Raw genomic sequence first — 25,360 nt, forward strand, 5'->3', positions numbered from 1 at the left:
TGTCGCGCAAACTCGTTAGGAAAGGACAACCACCTTTGCGTTCAATTGCACGCGTTCGTAGAGGTCGATGACGTCTTCGTTGACCATGCGAATACAGCCCGAGGAGACGTTCTGGCCGATGGTCCAGGGTTCAACGGTACCGTGGATGCGATAGAGCGTGGAGCCGAGATAGAGGGCGCGCGCGCCCATGGGATTGCCCGGACCACCGGGCATGAAGGTGGGCAGGCCCGGCTGGCGTTTGCGCATCTCGGCCGGCGGTGTCCAGCTTGGCCATTCGGCCTTGCGGGTGACCCGATGCGTGCCGCTCCATTCAAATCCCGAGCGGGCGACGCCGATGCCGTAGCGCAGGGCGCGGCCATTTCCGAGCACGAGATAGAGGAAATGCTGGCGGGTATCGACGACAATGGTGCCGCTGCGCTCGGAGGAGGCATAGGCCACTTCCTGGCGCTGGTAGATCGGCGATATCGCCTGGTTGTGCTGGACGAGGGCAGGACGCGGGGCGGCTTGCTGCGTTGCTACGGCGCGGGGAAAGCCCTGCTGCACCACCATGGGGCGCGGGCGACTCTCGGTCACGCCGATGCGCGGCGAAGAGCCGAAATTCCAGGCCGGACGGTCGGATTTCCAGAAGGGCTCCTGTGCCTGGATGGGCATGGGCAAGATTGACGCGATTGCGAGGCTCGCAACCAGTACGCGGACTATACGGATGTTCATGGCCTGCATTTCCCAAAATGCTGTTCCCCGTATTGTCCCGTAGAAGCGGAAAAGAGAGGTCAAGCCGCGTGGTTAACCCCCGGTCGCCTGCAAAGGATAACAATTCCTTTCACGCAGCTACAGCAGCACCACCTGGTCAAGCGGCGCGGGGACGGTCAGCACGCGGGTGAGGACGGCGCCCAGATGGGCGACCGAGAAGGGCTTGGGTAGCACCTCGCTGATGCCCAGTTCCCGCGCCCGGAGCAGATTGTCTTCGGACGGATAGGCCGTCATCAGGATGACCGGCGTCACTGCCGCAGCGCCGAAGCGGGGATCGCGCAGCACCTGCATGACGCCCGCGCCGCTGATCTCGGGCATGTACCAATCAATCATCACCAGATCATAGGGCCGGCTCATCAGCCGAAGGATCGCTTCCGCGCCGCCGGCCGCTTCCTCGCCATGGGGAAGGCCAAGCTTGCGCAGGCACAACAGGCAGATGGCGCGCGCATAGGCATTGTCATCGACAACAAGCGCCCGCAGCCCCATAGGCCATGCTGCTCCCCCATTCACCGCTCCAAGGCACCCCATGCTGGTGCGGCGGTCTGCGGCCGGTCAATTTGGGGTAACTACGTGCGGACGTCTTTTCCCAGTGCTGACAGTGGCATGGATGCAACAGGACGGCGCTTCCTGCGACACGCTGCCACATCAGCGCTTGCGGCTCACGGCTTCGTGAGTTATCCAGCCTCTCGTTCGCAAAGCCAACCGAGGGAGGCGTTTCATGATTGCTGTATCCGTCCGCCACTCGGGGCCAAAACTCAATCATCTCGTCCGAACCTGATTTCGGACCGCTGATGCTCTCCGGCCGACATATGGCCGCGAACGATCAACCCCCAAACTGAAATTCTGAACCGGCCCGTATTGCGTCCGGATTCCGTTTTTCTCCCTTCCTGAATCGTCATTAGAGGCCGGCGGAGCTGTCCGCCGGATAATGCAATGTCTTCGAACGTGCTCGATGAGCGCAGCATTGTGCTGCGTCTTGAATTCTCCATCGCCGATGCTGTGCGGCAGCGCGGCCTCGGATCGGTGCTGATGAGTGCCATCGGCGCCTGGTGGGCGCAGCGGCCGGTCCGCTATGCCCCCGTACCTGCCTACCTCCGCAAGGACGTCGGTCTGCCTGAAGCAGAAGACCGCTTTCGATGGGCTGGCGTTGATCTGCACGCCTATCGGTTGCACGCCCCCGACCGGAGCAGTCCGTGACTGAGAGAGGCAACCGGGGTCCGCCCCCGGTTGCCTGACCCAGGCACCACATCCCAGCGTGCTGCCCTCGGACCTGATCCGGGGGCAGCACCGCCATCCGCCATTGTCTCCCCGGCCCTGATCGTCTAACAACGGGCCGACTTTCCAGGGCAGAAAAATGACCGAAAAGACCAAGCTCATCACGCCCCGCCTGCCGCGCGGCTTTGAAGATCGCACGCCGGGCGAAATCGCCGCCGTCGGCGCCATGATCAACAAGATCAAGCATGTGTATGAGCGCTATGGCTTCGATCCGGTCGAGACGCCGCTGTTCGAATATACCGAGACGCTCGGAAAGTTCCTGCCCGACACCGACCGGCCCAATGCCGGCGTGTTTTCTCTGCAGGACGATGACGAGCAGTGGATGAGCCTGCGCTACGACCTGACCGCGCCGCTCGCCCGCTTTTTCGCCGAGAATTTCGAAACCCTGCCAAAGCCCTACCGGTCCTATCGTCAGGGCTATGTGTTCCGCAACGAAAAGCCCGGCCCCGGCCGCTTCCGCCAGTTCATGCAGTTCGACGCCGACACGGTCGGCGCGCCCGGCCCCGAGGCCGACGCCGAAATGTGCATGATGATGGCCGACGTCATGGATGCGCTGGGTTTGCAGGGCAAATACGTCGTCCGCGTCAACAACCGCAAGGTGCTCGACGGCGTGCTCGAAGCCGCCGGTGTCACCTCGGACGAACAGAAGCTCACCGTGCTGCGTGCTGTCGACAAGCTCGACAAGTTTGGTCCTGAAGGCGTCAAGCTCCTGCTCGGCGCCGGCCGCAAGGACGAGAGCGGCGACTTCACCAAAGGCGCAGGGCTGACCGACGCGCAGGCCGCCGTGGTGCTCGACTATGTCTCAGGCAAGCCGCCGGCCGACAATGCTGGCGTGGCCGAACTGGCGGCGATGCAGTCGCTCTTTGACGCCGCCGGCTACGGCCCCGAGAAAATCAAGATCGACCCCTCGGTCGTCCGCGGCCTCGAATATTACACCGGCCCGGTCTTTGAGATTGAACTGACCTTCAAGGTGCAGAACGAAAAGGGCCAGGACGTGGTCTTCGGTTCGGTCGGTGGCGGTGGCCGCTATGACGGCCTCGTCTCCCGCTTTCGCCGCGAACCGGTGCCGGCCACCGGCTTTTCCATCGGCGTTTCGCGCCTCGCCAATGCGCTCAAGCTCACTGGCAATCTGGGTGCCACCGAGCCCGCCGGGCCTGTCGTGGTCCTCGTCATGGACAAGGACCAGACCGCCCGCTACCAGGCCATGGTCTCCGAGCTGCGCCAGGCCGGCATCCGCGCCGAGATGTTCCTGGGCTCCACCAAGAATTTCGGCAAGCAGGTCGCCTATGCCGACAAGCGCAACTCGCCCGTGGTCATCATTGAAGGATCGCAGGAGCGCGAGCAGGGCATCTTGCAGATCAAGGACCTGATCGCCGGCAAAGAGGCCGCCCAGGCCATTACCGACAATGCCGAATGGAAAGCCGCGCGCCCCGGCCAGTTCGAGATCAAGCGCGAAGATCTGGTTTTTGCTGTCAAGAAACTGCTGAGCGAGCAATGATGCGACAGACCTCGGCAATGGGCACCCCCTTCACCTCTCCCTTTGGGGGAGAGGTCGACGCATTGCGCCGGGTGAGGGGGCCTTTGGCAATCGCTGGTACTTCTGAAGGCCCCCTCACCCGACCCAAGAGGGTCGACCTCTCCCCCCAGGGAGAGGTGAAGAGGGGGTTCGCATGACCAATGCCGCCTATCGCCGCTCCCAGCTCGAAGCGCTGGTGGAGGCCCAGGGAGGCTGCCGCGCCACCCCGCCGCTGCTGCTCGATGCCGACCCCTATTTCGATCTGGCGGGTGAAGAGTTCGGTCGCCGGCTGCTGCTGACCACGGACCTGACCGGGGCCGAATATTGCCTCAGGCCCGATTTCACACTGCCCATCGTGGCCGATTATATCGAGCAGGGCGCGGGTGAGCCGGCCGCTTTTTCCTATCTCGGCCCCATCTTCCGCCAGCGCGACAATGGGCCGGCGGAGTTCGATCAGGCCGGCATCGAGCTTCTGGCCCAGCCTGACGGCGATATTGCCCTCGATCAGGTGCTGACCTTCGCCCGCGCCGCGCTCTCGCTTTACGGCATCACCCCGCAGGTCAAGCTCGGCGGTGTCGGCATGTTCGAGACCCTGCTGGCGCAGGCCGACATGCCCGATGCCTGGCGCTCGCGCATCCGCCATCGCTTCGGCCACACCGAGGCCATGGACCGGTTGCTGGTACGCCTCGAACAGGCGCCGGACCTGCCGCGTAGCGAGCAGCCTTCGCGCGAGGAACTGGTCGAGGACGTCACCGCCCGCATGGTGTCGGCGGGCCTCAGCCTTTCCGATGGTCGCACGCCCGACGAGATTGCCGACCGCTATCTGGAGCAACAGGCGCTCGACGCAGCGCATGTTCCGGCCGCGACGCTGAAACTGCTGCGCGACTATCTCGCCATCAAGGGCGATGCACTCTCGGCATTGCGCCAGATCGAGACTTTGGCCGAAAAGCACCGCCTTTTCCTCGGGCCGCCGATGAAGGCCATTCGCCGCCATCTCGATGTCCTGGGCGAAGCGCGGGTCACGTTCGACGCGAGCTTTTCGCCGCGCCTCGACTATTACACCGGCATCGTCTTCGAGATGCGAGGGCAGGGCGATACGGTCCTGGTCTCGGGCGGGCAGTATGACCGTCTGCTCGAACGCCTCGGTGCCAAGGCCCCCATCGCGGCCTCGGGCTGCGCCCTCTGGGTCGATCGCCTGGAAGCGGAGTGGCCGAAATGAAGATACAAGACCCCCACCCAGCCTCCCCCGGAAGACGGGGGAGGAGCCCCATCGAGTCTCTGACAGAGCCAGCGGCCTTGCACCGGTCCGCCCCTCCCCCTCCTTCAGGGGGAGGTTGGGTGGGGGTTTGTCAAGCCTATCGAGGAGCGGCGCCATGACCATTACCCTTGCCGTACCCTCCAAGGGGCGCCTTGAAGAACTGACCCGCGAATGGTTCGCCCAGCGTGGACTCACCATTACGCGCCCGGGCGGCGCCCGGTCCTATCTGGGGGCCGTTGAAGGCCTGCCCGAGGTGACGGTGCGCTTCTTCCCGGCTTCGGAAATTGCCCGCGAACTGATCCGCGGCAGCATCGATCTGGGCGTTACCGGGCGCGACCTTATCCACGAGACCAGCGAGGCGGGGCCGGCCTCCGTCACTTTTGCGCGTGACCTCGAATTCGGTCATGCCGACGTGGTCATCGCGGTGCCCGAAGCCTGGATCGACGTGACCCATATGCACGACCTGGCCGACGTCGCCTCGGATTTCCGCTCGCGCCATGGCCGCTGGCTGCGCATCGCCACCAAATATATCACCATCACCCGTCAGCATTTCGCCAATGCCGGCATTGCCGAATACCGGATTGTCGAAAGTCTCGGCGCCACCGAAGCGGCACCGGCCTCGGGTGTGGCAGACATCGTGGTGGACATTACCTCGACAGGCTCGACGCTGGCAGCCAATGGCCTGCGTGTGCTCGAAGATGGCGTGATGCTCAAGAGCGAGGCCAATCTGATCGTGTCCAGGACCGCCGATTGGTCTGCCGGGCGCAAGGCCGTGCTCGACGACCTGCTCGCCAGGCTGGGGCAGTAAAATGGAACTGGCCTTCGTCCTGCTGTTCGTGCTGCTGGGCACCGGTGCCATCGTCTATGCCGGTATGCACAGGCCCGCTGCCAAACCCACGGCTGTCGATGACGGCCAGCCCGTCGTCGCGACCGATCCCCGCCCCGAGGCTGTTGGCGGCGACGATGGCGACGGCGGCGGCGGCGACTGACACGGCCATTGCTCCCCGGGGGCAAGCCATTGCCTCGCGTGCCCAAATCACGGCACAAGGGCCCAATCATGCGGCGAGGGGCGTCGTGGCCGAAGAGCTTGAACTGACTATTCTGATGCCGTGTCTCAACGAGGCGGAGACGCTGGCCGTCTGCGTCGAGAAGGCACGCAGCTTTCTAGCGCGATCAGGCATTTCCGGCGAAGTGCTGGTCGCGGACAACGGCTCCACCGACGGGTCCCAGGCCATTGCCGAAGAGCATGGTGCACGTGTCGTCCCGGCGGCGCAGCGCGGCTATGGGGCGGCGCTTGCCGCCGGCATTGCCGATGCCCGCGGCCGGTTCGTCATCATGGGCGATGCCGATGACAGCTATGACTTCGCAAATCTCGATGCCTTCATCGCGGCCCTGCGCGACGGCGCCGACCTCGTCATGGGCAACCGGTTTGCCGGGGGCGTTGCCCCCGGGGCCATGCCCTGGCACCATCGCTATATCGGTAATCCGGTCCTGAGCTTTCTCGGGCGGCTATTCTTCAAGACCCGGATCCGCGACTTCCATTGCGGTCTGCGCGGTTTTCGGCGCGACGCCATCCGCGATCTCAACCTGCGCACCACGGGCATGGAATTCGCCTCGGAGATGGTGGTCAAGGCGACGCTGGGCCAGCTGGACGTGCGCGAAGTGCCGACGACGCTGAAAAAGGACGGCCGCTCGCGCCCACCGCATCTGCGGTCCTTCCGCGACGGCTGGCGGCATCTGCGCTTCCTGCTGCTGTTTTCGCCGCGCTGGCTGTTTCTCTATCCCGGCCTGGTTCTGCTCTGTGCGGGCCTTCTCGTGGGCACGCAATTGCTCCGCGGTCCGCTCCAGATCGGCAATGTGACCTTCGGCGTCCACACCCTCCTGGTTGCTGCGCTCTGTGTCATCACCGGTACTCAGGCCATTGCCTTTGCCATTATCGGGCGGCGCTTTGCCTCGCGCTATGGCTTCATTCCCCGATCCGGTTCCTATGACCGGCTGCTCGAAAGCCTGAGCCTTGAACGCATCCTGCTGGTGGCCCTGCTGCTCATGCTGGCGGGTTTTGTCGCCATGGGCTGGGGCGTGCTGGAATGGGCAAGGCGCGATTTCGGGCCGCTCAACTCCACCGCCACCCTGCGTGCGGTGATCCTGGCCATGACGGCCCTTGTCACCGGCTTCCAGTTGATGATGAGTGCCTTCATGTCGTCCATGATCAATATTCCCATCGACGAACGGCGCCTGGTCGATCAGCCTGCGCCCGACGACCGGTTCCATCGCCGCCATACCGACGCCTGACGGCAATCGCCAAGAAAAGACAAGCCAATGCTTGACCCCCTCATTCTGCTCGCCCTCATGGCAGTCGGCATGCTTGCCGGCTTTGTCGACGCCATTGCCGGCGGCGGCGGGATGATCACGGTGCCGGCCCTGCTGGCGGCGGGCCTGCCGCCCGTGGCGGCCCTGGGCACCAACAAGATGCAGTCCATTGTCGGCACGGGCATGGCCGTGCTCACTTATTGGCGGCGCGGTTTCGTCGACCTGCCAAGCCTTGTTCCGGCCATCGCGCTCACCTTTGCAGGCAGCTTCATCGGCGCCATGATTGTGAGCAAGATTGACACCAGCCTGCTCACCGTGGCCGTGCCGGTCGCGCTGATTGCCATCGCGCTCTATTTTCTGTTCGCGCCCAAGCTCAGTGACGCCGACAGCGCGGCGCGCCTGCCCTTCAAGCCCTTCGTGCCGGCCATGGGCTTTGTCATCGGCTTTTACGATGGCATTTTCGGGCCGGGCACCGGCTCCTTCTTCACCATCGGCTTCGTGCTGCTCTTCGGCCTCGGGCTGACGCGCGCCACCGGCAGCACCAAGGTGCTCAACTTCACCTCCAACCTCGCGGCGCTGGCGGTGTTCATTCCGCAGGGCAATGTCGTCTGGCCGGTGGCGCTCGTCATGGCCCTGGGCCAGATCATCGGCGGCTATGCCGGCGCGCGCACAGGCATTCGCTACGGCGCCAGGGTGATCCGGCCACTCGTGGTGGTGGTGTCCATCGCGCTGGCTGTAAAACTGCTGTTTTTCCCTTAGGCGAGAAGGCCGCCTGCGCAGTCACCCCCACCTAACCTCCCCCTGAAGAAGGGGGAGGGATGTATCGAGTTTGCTTCGATAGAGGAGCGCACGCCGGCCGGCCCCTCCCCCTGTTTCAGGGGGAGGCCGGGTGGGGGTGGATCGCGCTTTCAGCTACTCGTCCAGTCCCGCCGCCACGCGCAAGGCGGCATTGATCCGGTCCTGCCAGCCCGGGCCATCGTCCTGGAAATATTCGAGCACGGCGCGGTCGAGCCGCAGCGATACCATTTCCCTGGACGGGGGCGGTGTGGCCGGCTTGCTTTCAGGTTTTTCGGCAGACTGTTCCGCAGGGCGGGTTGTTGCGGCCTTGAAGGCGGCTTCAGCCTGATCGATAGCGCTTCCGCGCCGGGGTGTACGCATGAAATCCTCTGGCGTTGTTGCGGGCCATTCTAGCGCACGAATACGAAAAAGCCCCGGTGTTTCCACCGGGGCCTTCCACGAAGTTCGTGACTGGGAAGAGACGAACCTCGAAGTCTTGTTCTCCAGGCGACAAGGTCGCCCGGCCGTCGGCCGCCCACGCGGAGGGCCAGTGGTCGGCAGTGCGCCGACCACGATACGGCCCGTGAGCGAGAAGGATCTAAGGCGTCAGCCTTAGAAATCCATGCCGCCCATGCCGCCCATGCCGCCGCCGCCCGGCATTGCCGGAGCGTCAGCCTTCGGGGCTTCCACAATGGTGGCCTCGGTGGTGATCAGGAGCGATGCGACCGAAGCAGCGTCTTCGAGCGCGGTGCGGACAACCTTGACCGGGTCGATGACGCCGGTGGCAACCAGGTCACCATATTCGCCGGTTGCGGCATTGTAGCCGAACGTGGCCGAATTGTTCTCGAGGATCTTGCCCACGACGACGGAGCCTTCGGCGCCGGCATTATTGGCAATGGTGCGCACCGGTTCCTGGAGAGCGCGGCGCACGATGGCGATACCGGCTTCCTGGTCGGCATTGGCGCCCTTGGCCTTGATGGCGGCAGCAGCGCGGAGCAGGGCAACGCCACCACCCGGCACGATGCCTTCTTCAACGGCAGCGCGGGTCGCGTTGAGCGCGTCATCGACGCGGTCCTTGCGTTCCTTGACTTCCACTTCGGTCGAGCCGCCGACCTTGATCACGGCAACGCCACCGGCGAGCTTGGCCAGGCGCTCCTGCAGCTTCTCGCGGTCGTAGTCCGAAGAAGTCTCTTCGATCTGGGCCTTGATCTGGCCGACGCGGGCCTGGATATCTTCCTGGGTGCCGGCGCCATCGACGATGGTGGTGTTTTCCTTGGTGATTTCAACGCGCTTGGCAGTGCCGAGCATGTCGAGGGTCACGTTCTCGAGCTTGATGCCGAGGTCTTCCGAGATCACCTGGCCGCCGGTCAGGACGGCGATGTCTTCCAGCATGGCCTTGCGGCGGTCACCAAAGCCCGGGGCCTTGACGGCAGCGACCTTGAGGCCGGCGCGCAGGCGGTTGACGACCAGGGTCGGCAGGGCTTCGCCATCGACGTCTTCGGCGATGATCAGCAGCGGGCGCTGCGACTGCACAACGGCTTCGAGGATCGGCAGGATGGCCTGCAGGTTCGAGAGCTTCTTTTCGTGCAGCAGGATGTACGGGTCCTCGAGGGTCGCCGTCATCTTCTCAGCATTGGTCACGAAGTAGGGCGAGAGGTAGCCACGGTCGAACTGCATGCCTTCAACGACATCGAGTTCGGTTTCAGCGGTCTTGGCTTCTTCGACGGTGATCACACCCTCGTTGCCGACCTTCTGCATGGCTTCGGCGATCATGTCGCCGATCGAGGCTTCGCCATTGGCCGAAATGGTGCCGACCTGGGCAACTTCGGACGACGAGGTGATCTTCTTGGCGGAGCCCTTGAGCGAGCCGATCACGTCGGCAACGGCCAGGTCGATACCGCGCTTGAGATCCATCGGGTTGAAGCCGGCGGCGACGGCCTTGACGCCTTCGACCACGATGGCCTGACCCAGGACGGTCGCAGTGGTGGTGCCGTCACCGGCAATGTCGTTGGTCTTGGAAGCGACCGAGCGCAGCAGCTGCGCGCCGAGGTTCTCGAACTTGTCTTCGAGTTCGATTTCCTTGGCCACCGAGACGCCGTCCTTGGTGATGCGCGGGGCGCCGAAGGACTTTTCGATGACGACGTTACGACCCTTGGGGCCAAGGGTGACCTTCACCGCATTGGCGAGGATGTTAACGCCGCGCAGCATCTTTTCGCGGGCGTCGGTCGAGAACTTTACTTCTTTAGCGGCCATGTGAGGCGCTCCTTAGAATGAGTTGAACGACAAGGGGAGAGCGAAGCCTCAGGCCTCGATCACGCCCATGATGTCGCTTTCCTTCATGATGATCAGGTCTTCGCCATTGAGCTTGACCTCGGTGCCGCTCCACTTGCCGAAGAGCACGCGATCACCGGCCTTGACGTCGAGAGCGGCAACCTTGCCATTCTCGTCGCGGGCGCCGGGGCCCACGGAAACGATCACGCCCTCGGAGGGCTTTTCCTTGGCGGTATCGGGAATGATGATCCCACCCTTGGTCTTTTCTTCACTGTCGACGCGACGGACGACCACGCGGTCATGCAGGGGACGGAAGCCCATGATTTTTTCCTCTTGGCATCATTTCTGAATGCAATTTCGGACCTGTTAGCACTCGCAAAGCATGAGTGCTAACAGGCTGTCCGGGATATAGGGATCGCGCAGGAGCAGAGTCAAGGCGCGTGAACCTATGTTTTTTCTCATGCGTTAAAGACAGAACGATGATTGGGTCAAAGGAGCCGCTCAATGGCCGAAACCGCCACCGTCACGCCTGTCCCGGGCAGGGTCCACGTCTATTTCGATGACGCCGAGATCGCCAGTTCGGTCAAGGCCATGCGTCTGGAACGGCCGGACCGCGAACCGCGCATCTTCCTGCCCCTCGAGGACGTTCATCCCCAGATCCTGGAAGCGTCCGATACCAAGCGCGACGACGATGGCCTGGGGGCAGCTCACTACTACACCATCAAGACGCTCACCGCCGACGGCGTCGACGAAGCTTGGTACTATCCCTTTGCCGATGGTGAATACGAACCCATCCGCGATCTGCTGACCTTTGGTGGCGAGCGGGTGAAACTGAGCGTGACAGAAGTCTAGTGCTCCGCCCTCGGGCTTGACCTGAGGGCCATGTGCCAAGGCGGGTTGCGTCGGTCGTGGATGGCGGCCCCGTAGGGATTATCGACACGGACGCTTCACGACAGTTCGCCGATGGCGACCGCAATTTACCCCTTCCCCCACCCCCAACTCTGGGCCATAAGCACCCTCATGAGCGAAAAATCGAACTACGAAATCAAGCTGACCCGGAAGGGCGGCGTCGGTCCCAACACCAACTGGCACTGGGTCATCCAGGATGCCGATGGCAAGGTCGTCAAGACCGGCAGCGCCGTCGGGGAAGAGCACAAGGCTTTCGCCACCGCGCGTATCGCCCGGGAAAAGCTGGAAGCTTCCGGCAAGTAAGCCTTGAACGACGGGGCCGCCAGCCGGCCCCGGAACAGGACCTGACGTGACCGCGCCTGCCGCTGCGCCCGAAACCAAGCCCGCCGCCGGACCTTCCGGCGGCCCGCTTCGCGGTATCACGCTCAAGGTCGCTTCGGTCTTCTGCTTTGTCATCATGGCGACGATGCTCAAGGCCACGCAAACCATCCCCTCGGGGCAGATGGTGTTCTTCCGCTCTTTCTTTGCCTTGTTGCCAGTTCTCGCCTGGCTTGCCTGGCGCGGCAATCTCGGCCATGCCTTCAGGACGAAACGTCCTCTTGGTCACGTGCTGCGCGGGCTGATCGGCGTCACCTCGATGAGCCTGGGGTTCTTTGCCCTGACGCGCCTGCCGCTGCCCGAAGCCACCGCCATCGGCTATGCCTCGCCGCTGATCATCGTCATCCTCTCGGCCGTGCTGCTGCAGGAGCGGGTCCAAATTTTCCGCTGGACCACCGTTCTCGTCGGCCTGGTCGGGGTCATGATCATCCTCTGGCCGCGCCTCACGGTCTTTTCGAGCGATACCGGGCTGGGCGATGCCGAGGCCATCGGCGCAGTGGCGGCCCTGTTCGGCGCCATCCTCTCCGCCTTTGCCATGCTGCAGGTCCGTACCCTCGTGCAGACCGAGCGCAGCGAGGCCATCGTCACCTACTTTTTCATCAGCGCCAGCCTACTGAGCCTGATGACGCTGCCGCTGGGCTGGCATTGGCCTACGCCCGAGCAGGCGGCGCTGCTGGTTGGTGCCGGCTTTTTCGGCGGCATCGGCCAGCTGCTGCTGACCAACTGCTATCGTCATGCCGACATGTCGGTCATCGCGCCTTTCGAATATGTCTCGCTGATCCTCACCATCGTCATCGGCCTCGCCATCTTTGGCGACGTGCCAACCCTGACCATGGTCGTCGGCGCCATCATCATCGTTGGCTCCGGCATTGCCGTCATCCTGCGCGAGCGCTGGCTGGGTCTCGACCGCGCCAGAGCTCGCGAAGCCAACACGCCCTAGCGTTTGACGCGGTACACGGACTGCACCAAGCCCGAGGGAAAGGCCTGGCTGCGCACATGCTCCAGCATGAGGTCGCGTTCCAACGGCCCGAAGAGCGGAATGCCCTCGCCGATCAGCACCGGGATGCGGCTGATGACCAGGTCCTCGATCAGCCCCGCGCGCAGGAAGGACTGGATGACCGTCCCGCCATCGACATAGGCCGCCTTCCAGCCGCGCTCACCGACAATCCGCATGGCCTCTTCCGGCCCGGCATTCATCACCTCGACCTTGTCGGCAATTTCAACGGGGATGTCTGTCTGGCCGAGCGAACGGCTCAGCACCACGACCGGCTTGGAATAATACCAGGGCCGCATGTCTTTGATGACTTCATAGGTGCCGCGACCCATGATGACGCCATCGACGCGGTCCATATGGGCGTTGAAGCCATGGTCCTCGCCAAGGGTCGGATATTCGGTCAGCCAGGCAATGTCGTCGTTCTTGCGCGCGATGAAACCATCAAGGCTGGTACCGATGAAAACGTGGCCGGTGGTCATGGCAATTCTCCGTCAGTGAATGGATTTTCTGATCGCCTGATCCTGCGTCAGCCCCTGGCAGCAGGGTTGAAGACGGGTCGGTTCTACCCAATCTGAGGGCGGCGTCAGGGGGGCAACATGGCAGCGACGGCCGCAATCATCTTCACCATTCTCATGGCGGGTCTGGCGATCTTCCAGCTCGCACTGGCACTGGGCGCGCCCCTCGGCCACTTCGCCTGGGGTGGGCAGAATCGCATATTGCCTTTGGGCCTGCGCATCGGCAGCGCCGTGGCCATTGTCCTTTATGCGCTGTTCTCGGCGGTCATCCTGATGGGAGCGGGGCTCATCCCGGCCTGGCCCGAAGCCAGCTGGGTCGCGCCGGGAACCTGGGTCGTGGCCGGCTATATGGGGCTCGGAATCGTGGTCAACGCCATTTCGCGCAGCCGTGCCGAGCGGCTGACCATGACGCCGCTGGTGACTTTGCTCTTCGTGCTGGCGATCACGGTAGCGCTGACCTAACCGGCCACGGCCATTTCCGACCAGCTCTGGCGCTTGCGATAGATGGTGGAGGGACTGATTTCGAGGGCTGCCGCGGCCATCGAGATATTGCCGCCGAATGTGGCAATGGCGTCCTCGATGATGCGTTGCTCCTGCTGCCACATGGGCAGGATGTTGCGGCGGTCGGCGCGCGGGGCCTCCACCGCAGCGGGGGCAGGGGCGGAGACGCTGGACTCTATGTCGGCCGCGCTGATCATCGCCGCGGTGATTTCCCCGCCATCGAACATCACCGCCAGACGCCGCACCAGGTTCTGCAGCTGGCGCACATTGCCCGGCCAGTCTGCGGCGGTCAGCTGCGCGGCGGCATCCTGGGTGATTCCGGCAAAGCTCTTGTGTTCCTCGCGGGCATAGCGGGCGAGGAAATGCCGGGTCAGCACCATGATATCGCTGGGGCGCTGACGCAGCGGCGGCAGGTGAATGGGCAGTACATGCAGGCGATAGAACAGGTCCTCACGGAACTGCCGGTCGGCAATCATCTGCATGGGATTGCGATTGGTGGCGCAGATTACCCGAGCGTCGACCTTGCGCGCGGCCGTCTCGCCGACGCGGCTCAGCGTGCCCGTCTGCAGGAAGCGCAGCAGCTTTGACTGCAGCGACAGGTCGAGTTCTCCCACTTCATCGAGAAACAGCGTGCCGCCATCGGCCAGTTCGGCCGCGCCCTTGCGATCCTCATGCGCGCCGGTAAAGGCTCCCCGCACCACGCCGAACAATTCGCTTTCCATCAGGTCGCGCGGAATGGCAGCGCAATTGATGGCAACGAAACGGTTGCCGGCGCGCGGACCCTTGGCATGCAGCGCTTCGGCGCAGACATCCTTGCCCGTCCCGCTTTCGCCGGTGATGAAAACCGGTGCCGAAGAGGCGGCGACGCGCCCGATCTGCTCGTAGAGGAACTGCATGGCGCTGGAAGCGCCGACAAAGCCGGCAAAATCGGCCACGACCGGTTCGATCTCGGCCTCGACCCCCAGCGAACGCGGACGGCCATGGCGCTGCGCCAGTTCGCCGAGGCGGCCGGCCAGGGCCGCGCCGCTGACTGGCTTGGCGATATAGTCATGGGCTCCGGCGCGCATGGCGCCAAGCGCCGCACTGACCGAGCCACTGCCGGCGACGGCCAGGATCAGCGCGCCTTCGGCCAGCCGCACCAGCCGGTGCATGCCATCCTCAATGGTGGCGGCGAGGTCTGACAGGCTGTCGAGATCGGCGATGATGACGTCGTAGCGCGTCTTGCGCAGCAGGTCGGTCGCCGCCCGGCCGGTGGCGGCATGGTCAATTTCGGGCGGGACAAGCAGGGTTTCGCTGAGGGTCTTGCCGGTTTGGCGGGCGCAGGCAACATCGGCATCGATCAGCAAAAGCCGACCGCACAGCGCATTGTCGCTACCGCTCGTCATCGTCATGCGAAACTTACCCTGGTTCGTCCGCAACCGGACCGTTCTTGTCGTTGTCCCGACTGTTGCGGATTAGGGTAAATATTCCGTTCTTGCGTGGCCCACCAAAAGCACGTTTATCTCTCACCCCATGCGAAATGAGTCAGACGAAGACGTGTTCGAACCCATCGTGCGCGGCATTACCCAGACGGGTGTGCGGCTCACCAACGAGCGCGCGGTGCTCAGCCTGATTGCCGGCGTGCCCGGCGTCTCCAATGCCGACATCGCCCGGCGCTCGGGCCTTGGGCCCCAGACGACTGCGCGCATCCTCTCCGAACTCGAGGCGAAGGAGCTGGTCATCCGGGGCGAGGTGTTGCGCGGACGACGCGGCCAGCCGGCCACGCCCTACCGGCTCAATCCGCAGGGCGGCTATTCGATCGGCGTCGAGATCGGCTGGCAGCATTTCGAAGTCCTGCTGCAGAATATTGCCGGCGAGCCGGTGGCCATTACCCGCCGTAGCTATGCCTATCCCGATCCGCACACTGTTTTCGGCGCCATTGCCGCCGATGTGCAGACATTGCTGGCGGGGCTGACGCCCGCGCAACGGGAGCGCCTGGCCGGCATCGGCGTCACTACGCCGGGCAAGTTCGGGCCGCTGCTCGACCGTCTTGGCGCACCCGCCGGCACGCAAGAAGCCTGGGCATGCATCGACATTGCCGCACGGATGACGCGGGAAACGGGCCTGCCGGCCATGTGGGCCAATGACGGCAGCGCCGGGGCGTGGCGCGAAATCACGGTGCAGCCGATTCCCCGACCCAAGGGCGTGGCGGTTTTTTTCGTGGGCACCTTTGTCAGCGGCGGCGTGGTCTCCACCGGAACACTGTTCGAGGGGCCCTATGGCAATGCCGCCGATCTTGGATCGATCGTCGTGCATCAGCGGCCCGACCAGGCGACGTTCCTGCATCTGGTTGCCTCGCTGCACGCCCTGGTGCAGCGTGTGCGCGAGGCCAATGGCCCGGCCCTGCTCGGCGCGCCGCGCAAGTGGGATTGGGGGTCCATCGAGGCCCAGGTCGCGCATTGGCTGGACGAGGCCGGTCATGCCCTGGCCCAGGCCGTGCTGACGACGACCGCCATGGTCGAAATCGACCTCGTTACCATCAATGGCGACCTCCCCGAATCGATTTCGGCCAGGTTGCTGGACAGCACCAGGCACCATCTGGCGGCCATGCCGGTGCTGCTCTCCAAGCGCCCACGCATCGCGCCGGGCCTGGCCGGACCCTCTGCTGCCGTGTTCGGCGCGGCCCAGCTGTTGCTGTTCCGCCGCCATTTCTCGCGCGACTGGGACCTGTTCGAGCCTGAACCGGCCAAATAGGGCGGGACAGAGCCCCAGCAACGCTTTTTCAGCGTCTTGGGGGGTGGTAAGTAAAATTTGTCGAATCCCGGCACCAGGCATGATCGGGGTGAGTATGTGCCAGTCCATCGGCCGGATCATGCGCCATCCAACAGGGGTTTCAGGTCCGCAGTGCAGGCTATTGTCTATTCACTGATCGCACTTTCCGCAGCCGGCCTCGGGGCGCTGGCCTATTTTGGCCTGACCTTCACGCCGGCCAATGCGATTCTGGTGGCTGTCGTCTTTGCCTGCGCCTGTGTCGTGCTGATGGAGCGCGTGTTGCGCCAGCGCGCCGAAAACCGGCTCGAGCGCGCCATTGAAGATTTGTCGCGCCTGCTCGCCACCGATGCACAGGCTGGTGCTGTGCTCGGGCAGCGCATCAACGCGCTGGCCGATGTGAATGCCGCGCTGCGCCTTGAGACCGTCGAGGCCGACATTTCGGTCCTCGGGACCGTTATCCGACAGGTTGCCGAGGCCGTTGCCGAGGTTGAGGACAAGGTGGCCAAGAGCACGTCGTCCCGTGCATCGAGCGAGCGCGCCGATGCACGCATGATTGCCGCCGCCGCCCGCGCCCGCCCGCCCAGGTCATCGTGCCCGAGACCGAGCCGGTCATTCCGCTTGAAATGCTGCGTCAGGCGCTCGACGAGCATCGCCTGATCCATCATGTGCAGCCGATCGTCAAACTGCCCCAACGCCGGGCAGTGGGTTATGATCTGCTGCCGCGTCTGATGCTGGAAGATGGCGAGCTGGCCGACGGTCCCGATTTTCTGCCGCGCCGTGGTGGCAAGGATGCGCTGCGCCTGATCGAGGGCACCGGCCTTGTCGAAGCCATCGCCATTGCGCGCCGTTCGCGCACCGGCGGCCAGCCGGCCATGCTGCATATCCCTCTGACCCGCGCCTCGCTGGGCGATGAAGATGCAGCCGAGCAAGTCCTGGTGACCCTCGACGCCAATCGCGCCATTGCCGGCGCGCTGACCTTCCTCGTGCCTGAAGCCGATTGGCTGTCGCTCACCACCCAGGAACGGGCGGTCGCCGAACAGATGGTGCGCAAGGGCGCTGGCTTCTCCATTACCGGCATGACGTCACTGCGCGTCGACGTTGCCGACATGGCGGCATTGGGCGTGCGCTCGCTGCGCGTCGATGCTGGCCGTTTCATCCAGACGCCGGAGGCCTTCACCGACTTCCACGTCACCGACATCGCCAGCTACCTGGCCCGCTTCGAGGTGTCGCTGCTGGCAACAGGGATTGCCAGCGAACGACAGATTGTCGAATTGCTCGACAGCGAGATCGTGCTGGTCCAGGGCGATTATATTTCCCCCGCCGGCCCGGTCCGCTCCGACCTGACGCTGGATTCGGCACGCACCGTCACGAGCCAGCTGCGCCGGGCGGAATAGCCGCTAGCGCCGGCCCATCCCGCCCACGGCACGCTTCAAGCCGTTGAACAGGCCGCGCGCGCCGGTTTCGGCTGGTTCTTCCACTTCGACCGGCCCGCTGGCGACCAGCGTGAACGTGCCGATCACCCGGTCGAGTTCACCGGCCTGCGCCTCGTTCTGCTCGATGGCCGCGTTCATCTCCTCGACCAGTGCGGCATTGTGCTGGGTCATTTCATCCAGCGTGCGCACCGCCACATTCACTTCCTCGATCGAGGCCGCCTGCTCGCGGCTGGCCTTGGCCATGTCGGTCAGCAGCGCGGCATTGGCGCTGATGCCGGCCTGCACGGCGAGGAGTCGTTCGGCCGCTTCCGCCACCAGCTTTGTGCCGCCATTGACTTCGCTGGCGCTCTGTTCGACCAGTGCCTTGACGTCTGCCGAGGCCTGCGCCGCCGACTGGGCGAGGCGCCGCACTTCCACGGCAACCACAGCGAAGCCCTTGCCCGCTTCACCGGCACGCGCTGCTTCCACCGACGCATTGAGCGCCAGCAGGTTGGTCTGGAAGGCGATATCGTCGATCAGCCCGATAATGTTGGAAATCTTGGCCGAGGATTGGGTGATGCGATCCATGGCCTCGGTGGCCTTGCTCATCACGGCGCCGCTGGCCTCGGCCTCCGACGACATCGAGCGGGCCTTGCCGCTGGCGGTCTCGGCGTGCGCGGCATTCTCGGTCACGGTGTTGCGCAACTGTTCCATGGCCGCCGAGGTCTCTTCGATGGTCGCTGCCTGGCGCGTGGTCCGCTCGGAAAGGTCGTTGGCGCCGGCCAAAATCTCCCCGGTCGCGGTCTTGAGCGAGCCGGACGTGTGGCGAAGCCGCACGATGACCTGGCCCAGTTGTTCAGCCACGTCATTGGTGTCGCCCTTGAGCCGGGCAAAGGCGCCCTTGTAATCGCCCTGGACGCGCTGGGAGAGGTCTGCTTTGGCGAGGGCGGCCAGCACCTGGCCCGTTTCGCCAATGCCACGCTCCACCGTCGCCAGAAGTTCATTGACGTTTTCGGCCAGGCGCCTGAGTTCGGGATTGTCGAGCTCGGTCCCGGCACGCAGCGAGAAGTCGCCATCGATGGCTGCGCCAACGACGCGATCAATATCCTCCTGCAGGGCCTCGACCTGCCGCACCTGCGCCGCCCGCTCGGCATTCATGCTGTCTTCTGTTGCGCGCAGTTCCGCAATGCGCAGGCCGTTCTGCCGGAACACTTCCACGGCCTCGGCCATGGCGCCCAGTTCGTCGACCCGGTCCAGGCCCGGTACTTCGGCATCGAGCTGGTTGCCGGCGATCTCGGTCATCGCCGAGGTCAGGCGGCCTACCGGCCGCGTAATGGTGCGGGCGATGAGAATGCTCCCCAGCACCGACAGCGCCATCAGCACCGCGCCGATGGCGAGCATGGTGTTGCGCAGCATGTGCGAGGGCGCGAGGATTTCGTCCACGCTTTCGAGCGCCACCACGGCCCAGTCCGATCCGCCAAAGGAGAGCGGCATGGCCATGGCTGCTTCCTGTCGTCCGGCATGCTCGATCAGACCCATGCTGGCCGTGCCCGCCAGGGCGCTGGCAATGGCGTCGCCGGTGAAGGTGGCGGTGAGGGCATCGTCGGCCTCGGTCTTGGCCGAGTCATTGCGCGCCAGACCATCCTGACCGACCAGAAACACGTCGCCACTGGCGCCCAGACCCTTTGTGCGCCCGAGCACTTCGCTGATCCGTCCCAGCGGCATCTGATAGGCGAGCACGCCTGCCTGCAGGCCCTGGTCGTAGACCGGGGCGGCGATGAAACTGGCCGGAGCATTGTTGCTGGGTCCATAGGGTGCAAAATCGGTCAGGAACACCTCGCCAGGCTGGCCGGCCATGGCCGAACGAACCACCCTGCCCAGGTCGCTGTCGGCCCATTCGCCACCGCCCTCCGCAAAGCTGGTGCCGAAATCGGCTTCCTTCTGCACCGAATAGACATTGTTGCCCTGTAGGTCGAAGAGGAACACGTCGTAGTAGCCGCGCGTCTGCAGGAGGCTCCGGAACTCGTCATGCTGCTGGCGATGGATCTGGTCATAGACCGAGAGCTTTTCGGATGTGTCGAGCAGCAGGCGTTCCCCGGCAGGATGGGGGTTCTGCGCCACGAAGGCGTCCTGAAGCAGCGCGGCCGGATCACCCTGGCCCTTGAGCGAGTGGAAGGCGCCGGAGAAGGAATAGAGGGCGGCCGCGACATCGCTGCGATTGGCAAAAAGTGTCAGGTCCTGACGCACCTCGGTGAGGTAGGCGTCGAGTGCCGCCGTGGCATTGTCGGCGGCGGCGCTGAGACGCTGCTGCGCTTGCTCGGTGACGACGCGGTCGCTGCTGAAATAGGCGGCAAGCCCAAGGCTCGCACCGGTGGCCAGGGCAATGCCGACCACCATGAGCGGGAGGCGGAGCGAAAGTTTCATTTGGCTGAGCATGGAAGGAGTGCACCCTGTCACTGGCATAGCGTCGAATACAAGTGTCGAGACGCGGCCCTCCCTCCGCGCTCGCCTTTGGCCGAACCATAGGAAGCGATTGGTTAATGAAGCGACTCTGAGTTCGTCATTGGGGCGTCACAGCCGCCTTTTCACTTGATCCCTGGCCGCAAATTGCCACATAGGGTCGCTGAGCCCACTCCACGCCAAGGCCCGACATGACTGCTCCCTTGCCCACCATTGCCGGATTGTCCGATCTGTCCGGCCGCTACGATGCCGTGTTGAGCGATGTCTGGGGCGTGATCCACAATGGCGTGGCGGCTTTCCCCGAGGCCGTCGAGGCGCTGCGGGCCTTCCGCAAGGCCGGGGGCAGGGCGGTGCTGATCACCAATGCGCCGCGTCCTTCGGGGCCCATCATCGACATGCTCGACCGCTTGGGCGTGCCGCGCGATGCCTATGACGCGATTGTTTCCTCGGGCGACGCCACCCGCGCCATGATCGAGAAATATCGTGGCAGGCCGATCCATCATGTCGGCCCCGCGACCGAGGATGATGCCCTCTACGAAGGCCTCGACGTCACCCGCACCAGTGCCGAAGAGGCCGACGTGGTCGTCGTGACCGATCTCGATACCGACGACGACACGCCCGAGATGTATCGCGAGCGCGCAAAACTCTGGCTGAGCCGCAAACTGCCGATGATCTGCGCCAATCCTGACCGCGTGGTGGAGCATGGCGACAAGATCATTTATTGTGGGGGCGCGCTGGGCGATCTCTACTCGGCCATGGGCGGCATGGTGCTGATGGCCGGCAAGCCCTATCCGCCCATCTATGAGATGGCTTTCGACATGGCCGAAAAATCCGCCGGCAGGAGCCTCGAAAAATCCCGCGTTCTGGCCATCGGCGACAGCGTGCGCACCGATGCCACCGGTGCTGCCCAGTTCGGTATCGACATCCTGTTCATTACCGGTTCCATTCACGCGGCCGAACTCGATGCCTTCGGCAAGCCGGACCCGCAGGCGATTGCCGATCTCATCGCCCCCAGCCGCGCCCATGTGGCCGGCTACCTGCCGCGCCTAAGCTGGTAGTGTTGATGTTCCACGGTGCCTCCATTCTATCGTCATTGCCCGGCTTGACCGGGCAATCCATGGACCACCCGGTCAGGCCGGGTGGTGACGAAGGAGCGGCGAGCCTTGCCTGCCACTCCATCTCGCCTGAGAGAAGCCCAAATTGACTTTCACCCGCCTCTCCAGCCTTGCCGACGTCCCCCGGAGCCTGCGCGACGCCTATGTCGCCATCGGCAATTTCGACGGCATGCATCGCGGGCACCAGTCGGTGGTGGCGGCCCTGCGGGAACGCGCCTCTGCCGCTGGCACGCCCGCCCTGATGCTCACTTTCGAGCCGCATCCGCGCGATGTCTTTGCGCCGACCCCCTTCATGTTCCGCCTGACCCAGGGCGACGCCAAGGCACGCCTCGCCGAGGCCATGGGGCTCGATGGCATCATCATCCTGCCTTTCGACAAGGATTTCTCGCAGAACGAGGCGGAAGTCTTTGTCGAGACCATGCTGGTCGAGCAGCTTGGTGTGCGCGGCGTCATCGTCGGCTCCGATTTCCATTTCGGCCGCCAGCGCCGCGGCACTCCGGCCTTCCTGCGGGCCGCCGGTGAACGTCTCGGCTTCGAGGTCGAAACGCTTGACCTGATGGATGAAGGCGACGAAGTCATTTCGTCCTCGCGCATTCGCGCCGCCCTGTCGGAAGGCGCCGTCACCGCCGCAAATCGGCTCCTGGGTTATCACTGGTTTTTCGACGGCTGCGTGGTCAAGGGTGACCAGCGCGGCCGCGAGCTGGGCTTTCCCACGGCCAATACGCACACGCCAACCGGCTTCCAGCTGGCCCAGGGCGTCTATGCCGTGCGCGCAAGGTTGGGCGACCGGTTATTCGATGGGGTCGCCGCCTATGGCAAGCCGATGTTCGACAACCAGCTGCCACCCTTTGAGACGCATCTGTTTGACTTCGACGAAGACATCTATGGCCAGACGCTGGCTGTGGCCCTGGTCGGGCATATCAGGGGACAGGAAGTGTTTTCCGGTCTCGACGAACTGATTGCTGCAATGGACAGCGACCGCAACAAGGCACGCGAGATGATCGCGGCGGCGAAGCCCCTCAGCGCCCTCGACGCGCGTCTGGGCTTTTTCGCCTAGGCTTCCTTCACCTCCCCGCGGGAGAGGCGAAAAGAAATCAGCCTTTGCCCCCGTCGCCCTGCCTTGCTAAAAGGCGCGCAAATTCTTCCAAACGAAACGCCGATCCATGAACGACACCGCTCCCGGCGCGACCGAAACCGACTATTCGGCCACGCTTTTCCTGCCGGAAACCAATTTTCCCATGCGCGCTGGTCTGCCCGACCGCGAGCCGGGCTGGCTCAAGCGCTGGGAAGACATGGATATTTACGCAATGCAGCGCGAGCAGGCCAAGGACCGGCCGCTCTTCACCCTGCATGACGGCCCGCCCTATGCCAATGGCAATATCCATATCGGCCACGCGCTCAACAAGACGCTGAAGGACCTCGTCGCCCGCTCCATGCAGATGCTGGGCTACAACTCGGCCTATGTGCCGGGCTGGGATTGTCACGGCCTGCCCATCGAATGGAAGATCGAGGAGCAGTACCGCGCCAGGGGCAAGGACAAGAATGAAGTCCCGGTCGTCGAATTCCGCCAGGAATGCCGCGCCTTTGCCGAGCAATGGGTCGACATTCAGCGCGAAGAATTCAAGCGCCTCGGCGTTTTGGGTGAATGGGACAATCCCTACCTCACCATGAGCTTTGACGCCGAAGCCCAGATCGCGCGCGAGCTGATGAAGGTCTCGATGACCGGCCAGCTCTATCGCGGCAGTAAGCCCGTGATGTGGTCGGTGGTCGAGCGCACGGCGCTGGCCGAAGCGGAAATCGAATATGCCGACTATGAGAGCGATACCATCTGGGTGAAGTTCCCGGTGATTGACGCTGACGTGAGTTCCGTCCGCCGGGGTGTTCTTGGGGATGCACTGGCGGATCAACGCATCGCGCTCTTCAAAAGAGCGTCGGTGATAATTTGGACCACCACGCCGTGGACTATCCCGGCGAACCGAGCGATCAGTTTCTCCTCCAAATTCCCCTACGGCGTTTTCGAAGTCGAGAATGCCCCGGAAGGAAATTGGGCCAAGAACGGCGATATCTATATCATCGCCAAGAAACTAGCGCCGGAAGTTGCCGCCAAGGCCAAGGTCACACTCAAAGATCTTCAGATTGACTTTGAAGGCACCGACCTCGAGACTTTTATCACCGCCCACCCCCTGCGCGGTCTGGCCGGCGGGTACAATTTCGACGTGCCGCTGCTCGATGGCGAACACGTCACCGACGATGCCGGTACCGGTTTTGTGCACACCGCGCCGGGCCATGGCCTCGACGACTTCGGCATCTGGATGGAATCCACTCGCCTCCTGCAGGAGCGCGGCATCGATCCGTCCATCCCCTATGTCGTGGGCGACGATGGCTTCTACACCAAGGACGCCCCAGGCTTCGGGCCCGACGCCGAAAACGGCGCGGCGCGCGTCATCGATGACAATGGCAAGAAGGGCGACGCCAACCAGCGCGTCATCACCGCGCTTGCCGAGCATGGCAACATCATCGCCCGCGGCCGTGTGAAGCATCAGTATCCCCATTCCTGGCGCTCCAAGAAGCCGGTCATCTTCCGCAATACGCCGCAATGGTTTGTCTACATGGACAAGGACATTGAAGGCGAGGCGGGCGATACGCTGCGGGCCCGTGCCCTCAGGGCCATCGATGCCACGAAATTCTACCCCGCGGCAGGCCAGAACCGCCTGCGCGCCATGATCGCCGACCGTCCCGACTGGGTGCTCAGCCGTCAGCGCGCCTGGGGCGTGCCGATCACCGTTTTCGTCCACAAGGAAACGGCCGAAATCCTCCGCGACGAGGCGGTCAACCATCGAATCGCCCAGTCCTTCGAGGAGGAGGGTGCCGACGCCTGGTACAAGCCCGGCGCCGCCGAGCGCTATCTCGGGTCCGACTACAAGTCCGAAGACTACGAGATGGTCAGGGACGTGCTCGACGTCTGGTTCGACAGCGGCTCGACCCATGCCTTCGTGCTGCGCAACAAGCAGAAGTGGCCGCACCTGAAGTTCCCGGCTTCGATGTATCTCGAAGGCTCGGACCAGCATCGCGGCTGGTTCCACTCGTCCCTGCTCGAAAGCTGCGCGACCAACGGCCATGCGCCCTACAACAGCGTCCTCACCCATGGTTTCACCATGGATGGCGAAGGCAAGAAGATGAGCAAGTCCCTGGGCAATACCGTTGCCCCGCAGGACATCATCAAGCAATACGGCGCCGATATCCTACGCCTCTGGGTCGCCTCGTCCGACTATTCGGAAGACCTGCGCCTCGGCAAGGAAATCATCCAGACCACCGTCGACGCCTATCGCAAGTTGCGCAACACCCTGCGCTGGCTGCTTGGCAATCTCGCCCACTTCAAGGCCGACGACGTCGTCGACCCCACGGATATGCCCGAGCTTGAGCGCCTGATGCTGCATCGCCTCGCTCAGCTCGATCAGGGCGTGCGCGCCGCCTACAAGGAATACGACTACCGCAAGGTCGTGACCCTGTTGTCGAATTTCATGAATATCGAGCTGTCGGCATTCTATTTCGACATCCGCAAGGACACGCTCTATTGCGACCCGATCTCCTCGATCAAGCGCCGCTCAGCCTTGACCGTGCTCGATCACCTGTTCAATGCGCTGACCGCCTGGCTCGCGCCCATCCTGGTCTTCACCATGGAAGAGTGCTGGCTGGAGCGTCACCCTGAAGAGGGCTCGTCTGTCCACCTGCGTCTCTTCCCGGAAATCCCGGCCGACTGGATCAACGATGATCTCGCCGCCAAGTGGCAGCTCATCCGTGCCGTGCGCCGCGTGGTGACGGGTGCACTTGAAGTCGAGCGTCGCGAAAAGCGCATCGGCTCGTCGCTGGAAGCCGCCCCACGCGTCTTCGTGGCCGATCCACGCTATATCGTGGCGCTGGAAGGCCAGGACCTGGCCGAAATCGCCATCACCTCCGCGGTTGTCCTCAAGCAGGACGAAGGCCCGTCCGAGGCCTTCCGCCTCGACGAGGTGCCCGGCGTCTCGGTGGTTTCGGCCCTGGCAGAGGGCAAGCGCTGCGCCCGCTCCTGGAAGGTGCTGCCCGAAGTGGGGTCCGACCCGGACTATCCGGACGTCTCCCCGCGTGACGCCCAGGCCCTGCGCGAACGCGCTGCGGCAGGTCTCTGACC

Annotated in this window: 25 protein-coding genes; 17 read left to right on the forward strand and 8 right to left on the reverse strand. The window is 64.0% G+C overall.

The features are described 5' to 3' along the window. Positions 1-15: 15 nt before the first annotated feature. Both MQW79_RS16715 and MQW79_RS16720 read right to left on the reverse strand, forming a co-directional pair. Entirely contained in the window at positions 16-711 is a 696-nt protein-coding gene (locus tag MQW79_RS16715) for a L,D-transpeptidase (protein ID WP_476585592.1), read from the reverse strand. Between the two features lie 117 nt (positions 712-828). Continuing rightward, entirely contained in the window at positions 829-1,236 is a 408-nt protein-coding gene (locus MQW79_RS16720) for a response regulator (RefSeq protein WP_476585593.1), read from the reverse strand. Between the two features lie 447 nt (positions 1,237-1,683). Here MQW79_RS16720 and MQW79_RS16725 point away from each other — a divergent pair, with 447 nt between their 5' ends. The 7 genes from MQW79_RS16725 (at position 1,684) to MQW79_RS16755 (ending at position 7,868) form a co-directional block, all read left to right on the forward strand. Beyond that, the gene (locus MQW79_RS16725; RefSeq protein ID WP_476585594.1) at positions 1,684-1,947 is read left to right on the forward strand and encodes a hypothetical protein; all 264 of its coding nucleotides are present in this window, start codon (positions 1,684-1,686) and stop codon (positions 1,945-1,947) included. Positions 1,948-2,104: 157 nt separating this feature from the next. Continuing rightward, positions 2,105-3,523, forward strand: a complete 1,419-nt coding sequence (gene hisS, locus MQW79_RS16730; RefSeq protein WP_476585595.1) for a histidine--tRNA ligase — start codon at positions 2,105-2,107, stop codon at positions 3,521-3,523. A 172-nt stretch (positions 3,524-3,695) separates the two neighbouring features. Beyond that, positions 3,696-4,760 (forward strand): ATP phosphoribosyltransferase regulatory subunit, encoded by a 1,065-nt coding sequence (locus MQW79_RS16735; RefSeq protein WP_476585596.1) that lies wholly within the window; start codon positions 3,696-3,698, stop codon positions 4,758-4,760. Between the two features lie 154 nt (positions 4,761-4,914). Beyond that, complete coding sequence (gene hisG / locus MQW79_RS16740; protein ID WP_476585597.1) at positions 4,915-5,607, forward strand: ATP phosphoribosyltransferase; 693 nt, start codon at positions 4,915-4,917, stop codon at positions 5,605-5,607. Between the two features lies 1 nt (position 5,608). After that, positions 5,609-5,788, forward strand: coding sequence for a hypothetical protein (locus tag MQW79_RS16745; protein WP_476585598.1), 180 nt, complete (start codon positions 5,609-5,611; stop codon positions 5,786-5,788). Positions 5,789-5,873: 85 nt separating this feature from the next. Continuing rightward, a complete protein-coding gene (locus tag MQW79_RS16750; RefSeq protein WP_476585599.1) occupies positions 5,874-7,091 on the forward strand; it encodes a glycosyltransferase family 2 protein in 1,218 nt (405 codons plus the stop codon). A 27-nt stretch (positions 7,092-7,118) separates the two neighbouring features. After that, entirely contained in the window at positions 7,119-7,868 is a 750-nt protein-coding gene (locus MQW79_RS16755; protein WP_476585600.1) for a TSUP family transporter, read from the forward strand. A 153-nt stretch (positions 7,869-8,021) separates the two neighbouring features. Here the strand turns inward: MQW79_RS16755 and MQW79_RS16760 are convergent, their stop codons facing one another. The 3 genes from MQW79_RS16760 to MQW79_RS16770 all read right to left on the reverse strand — a co-directional run bounded on the left by MQW79_RS16760 (position 8,022) and on the right by MQW79_RS16770 (position 10,478). Then, positions 8,022-8,267 (reverse strand): BrnA antitoxin family protein, encoded by a 246-nt coding sequence (locus MQW79_RS16760; RefSeq protein WP_476585601.1) that lies wholly within the window; start codon positions 8,265-8,267, stop codon positions 8,022-8,024. Positions 8,268-8,498: 231 nt separating this feature from the next. After that, positions 8,499-10,139 (reverse strand): chaperonin GroEL, encoded by a 1,641-nt coding sequence (gene groL, locus MQW79_RS16765; RefSeq protein ID WP_476585602.1) that lies wholly within the window; start codon positions 10,137-10,139, stop codon positions 8,499-8,501. A 48-nt stretch (positions 10,140-10,187) separates the two neighbouring features. Continuing rightward, positions 10,188-10,478, reverse strand: coding sequence for a co-chaperone GroES (locus tag MQW79_RS16770; protein ID WP_198876031.1), 291 nt, complete (start codon positions 10,476-10,478; stop codon positions 10,188-10,190). A gap of 183 nt (positions 10,479-10,661) precedes the next feature. Here MQW79_RS16770 and MQW79_RS16775 point away from each other — a divergent pair, with 183 nt between their 5' ends. From MQW79_RS16775 to MQW79_RS16785, 3 genes are all read left to right on the forward strand, one after another. Continuing rightward, a complete protein-coding gene (locus MQW79_RS16775) occupies positions 10,662-11,009 on the forward strand; it encodes a DUF427 domain-containing protein (RefSeq protein WP_476585603.1) in 348 nt (115 codons plus the stop codon). Positions 11,010-11,177: 168 nt separating this feature from the next. Continuing rightward, a complete protein-coding gene (locus MQW79_RS16780; protein WP_476585604.1) occupies positions 11,178-11,369 on the forward strand; it encodes a hypothetical protein in 192 nt (63 codons plus the stop codon). 46 nt (positions 11,370-11,415) lie between these two features. Beyond that, the gene (locus MQW79_RS16785) at positions 11,416-12,384 is read left to right on the forward strand and encodes a DMT family transporter (protein WP_476585605.1); all 969 of its coding nucleotides are present in this window, start codon (positions 11,416-11,418) and stop codon (positions 12,382-12,384) included. On the opposite strand, the gene MQW79_RS16790 is transcribed toward MQW79_RS16785, so the two are convergent. Continuing rightward, entirely contained in the window at positions 12,381-12,917 is a 537-nt protein-coding gene (locus MQW79_RS16790; protein WP_476585606.1) for a dihydrofolate reductase family protein, read from the reverse strand. The genes MQW79_RS16785 and MQW79_RS16790 overlap by 4 nt on opposite strands. A 117-nt stretch (positions 12,918-13,034) precedes the next feature. Between MQW79_RS16790 and MQW79_RS16795 the strand changes: the two genes are divergently transcribed. Continuing rightward, positions 13,035-13,415, forward strand: coding sequence for a hypothetical protein (locus MQW79_RS16795; RefSeq protein ID WP_476585607.1), 381 nt, complete (start codon positions 13,035-13,037; stop codon positions 13,413-13,415). Here the strand turns inward: MQW79_RS16795 and MQW79_RS16800 are convergent. After that, positions 13,412-14,845 carry a sigma-54-dependent transcriptional regulator gene (locus MQW79_RS16800; RefSeq protein WP_476585608.1) on the reverse strand — a complete coding sequence of 478 codons (1,434 nt, stop codon included), beginning with the start codon at positions 14,843-14,845 and terminating at the stop codon, positions 13,412-13,414. The genes MQW79_RS16795 and MQW79_RS16800 overlap by 4 nt on opposite strands. 145 nt (positions 14,846-14,990) lie before the next feature. Between MQW79_RS16800 and MQW79_RS16805 the strand changes: the two genes are divergently transcribed. From MQW79_RS16805 to MQW79_RS16815, 3 genes are all read left to right on the forward strand, one after another. Next, positions 14,991-16,187, forward strand: a complete 1,197-nt coding sequence (locus MQW79_RS16805; protein WP_476585609.1) for an ROK family transcriptional regulator — start codon at positions 14,991-14,993, stop codon at positions 16,185-16,187. Positions 16,188-16,337: 150 nt separating this feature from the next. Further along, positions 16,338-16,862 carry a hypothetical protein gene (locus MQW79_RS16810; protein WP_476585610.1) on the forward strand — a complete coding sequence of 175 codons (525 nt, stop codon included), beginning with the start codon at positions 16,338-16,340 and terminating at the stop codon, positions 16,860-16,862. Then, on the forward strand, positions 16,796-17,599 hold the full coding sequence (locus MQW79_RS16815; RefSeq protein ID WP_476585611.1) for an EAL domain-containing protein: 804 nt from the start codon (positions 16,796-16,798) through the stop codon (positions 17,597-17,599). Before MQW79_RS16810 ends, MQW79_RS16815 begins: the two co-directional genes overlap by 67 nt. Positions 17,600-17,602: 3 nt before the next feature. Here MQW79_RS16815 and MQW79_RS16820 read toward each other — a convergent pair whose 3' ends face one another. Next, positions 17,603-20,041, reverse strand: coding sequence for a methyl-accepting chemotaxis protein (locus MQW79_RS16820; RefSeq protein WP_476585612.1), 2,439 nt, complete (start codon positions 20,039-20,041; stop codon positions 17,603-17,605). A gap of 227 nt (positions 20,042-20,268) precedes the next feature. Between MQW79_RS16820 and MQW79_RS16825 the strand changes: the two genes are divergently transcribed. The 3 genes from MQW79_RS16825 to ileS all read left to right on the forward strand — a co-directional run bounded on the left by MQW79_RS16825 (position 20,269) and on the right by ileS (position 25,358). Continuing rightward, on the forward strand, positions 20,269-21,135 hold the full coding sequence (locus MQW79_RS16825) for a TIGR01459 family HAD-type hydrolase (RefSeq protein WP_476585613.1): 867 nt from the start codon (positions 20,269-20,271) through the stop codon (positions 21,133-21,135). A gap of 142 nt (positions 21,136-21,277) precedes the next feature. Continuing rightward, on the forward strand, positions 21,278-22,249 hold the full coding sequence (locus tag MQW79_RS16830; RefSeq protein WP_476585614.1) for a bifunctional riboflavin kinase/FAD synthetase: 972 nt from the start codon (positions 21,278-21,280) through the stop codon (positions 22,247-22,249). 106 nt (positions 22,250-22,355) lie between these two features. Next, a complete protein-coding gene (gene ileS, locus MQW79_RS16835) occupies positions 22,356-25,358 on the forward strand; it encodes an isoleucine--tRNA ligase (protein WP_476585615.1) in 3,003 nt (1,000 codons plus the stop codon). Positions 25,359-25,360: the final 2 nt, after the last annotated feature.

This window comes from Devosia sp. Micro-HW1 (assembly GCF_056341075.1).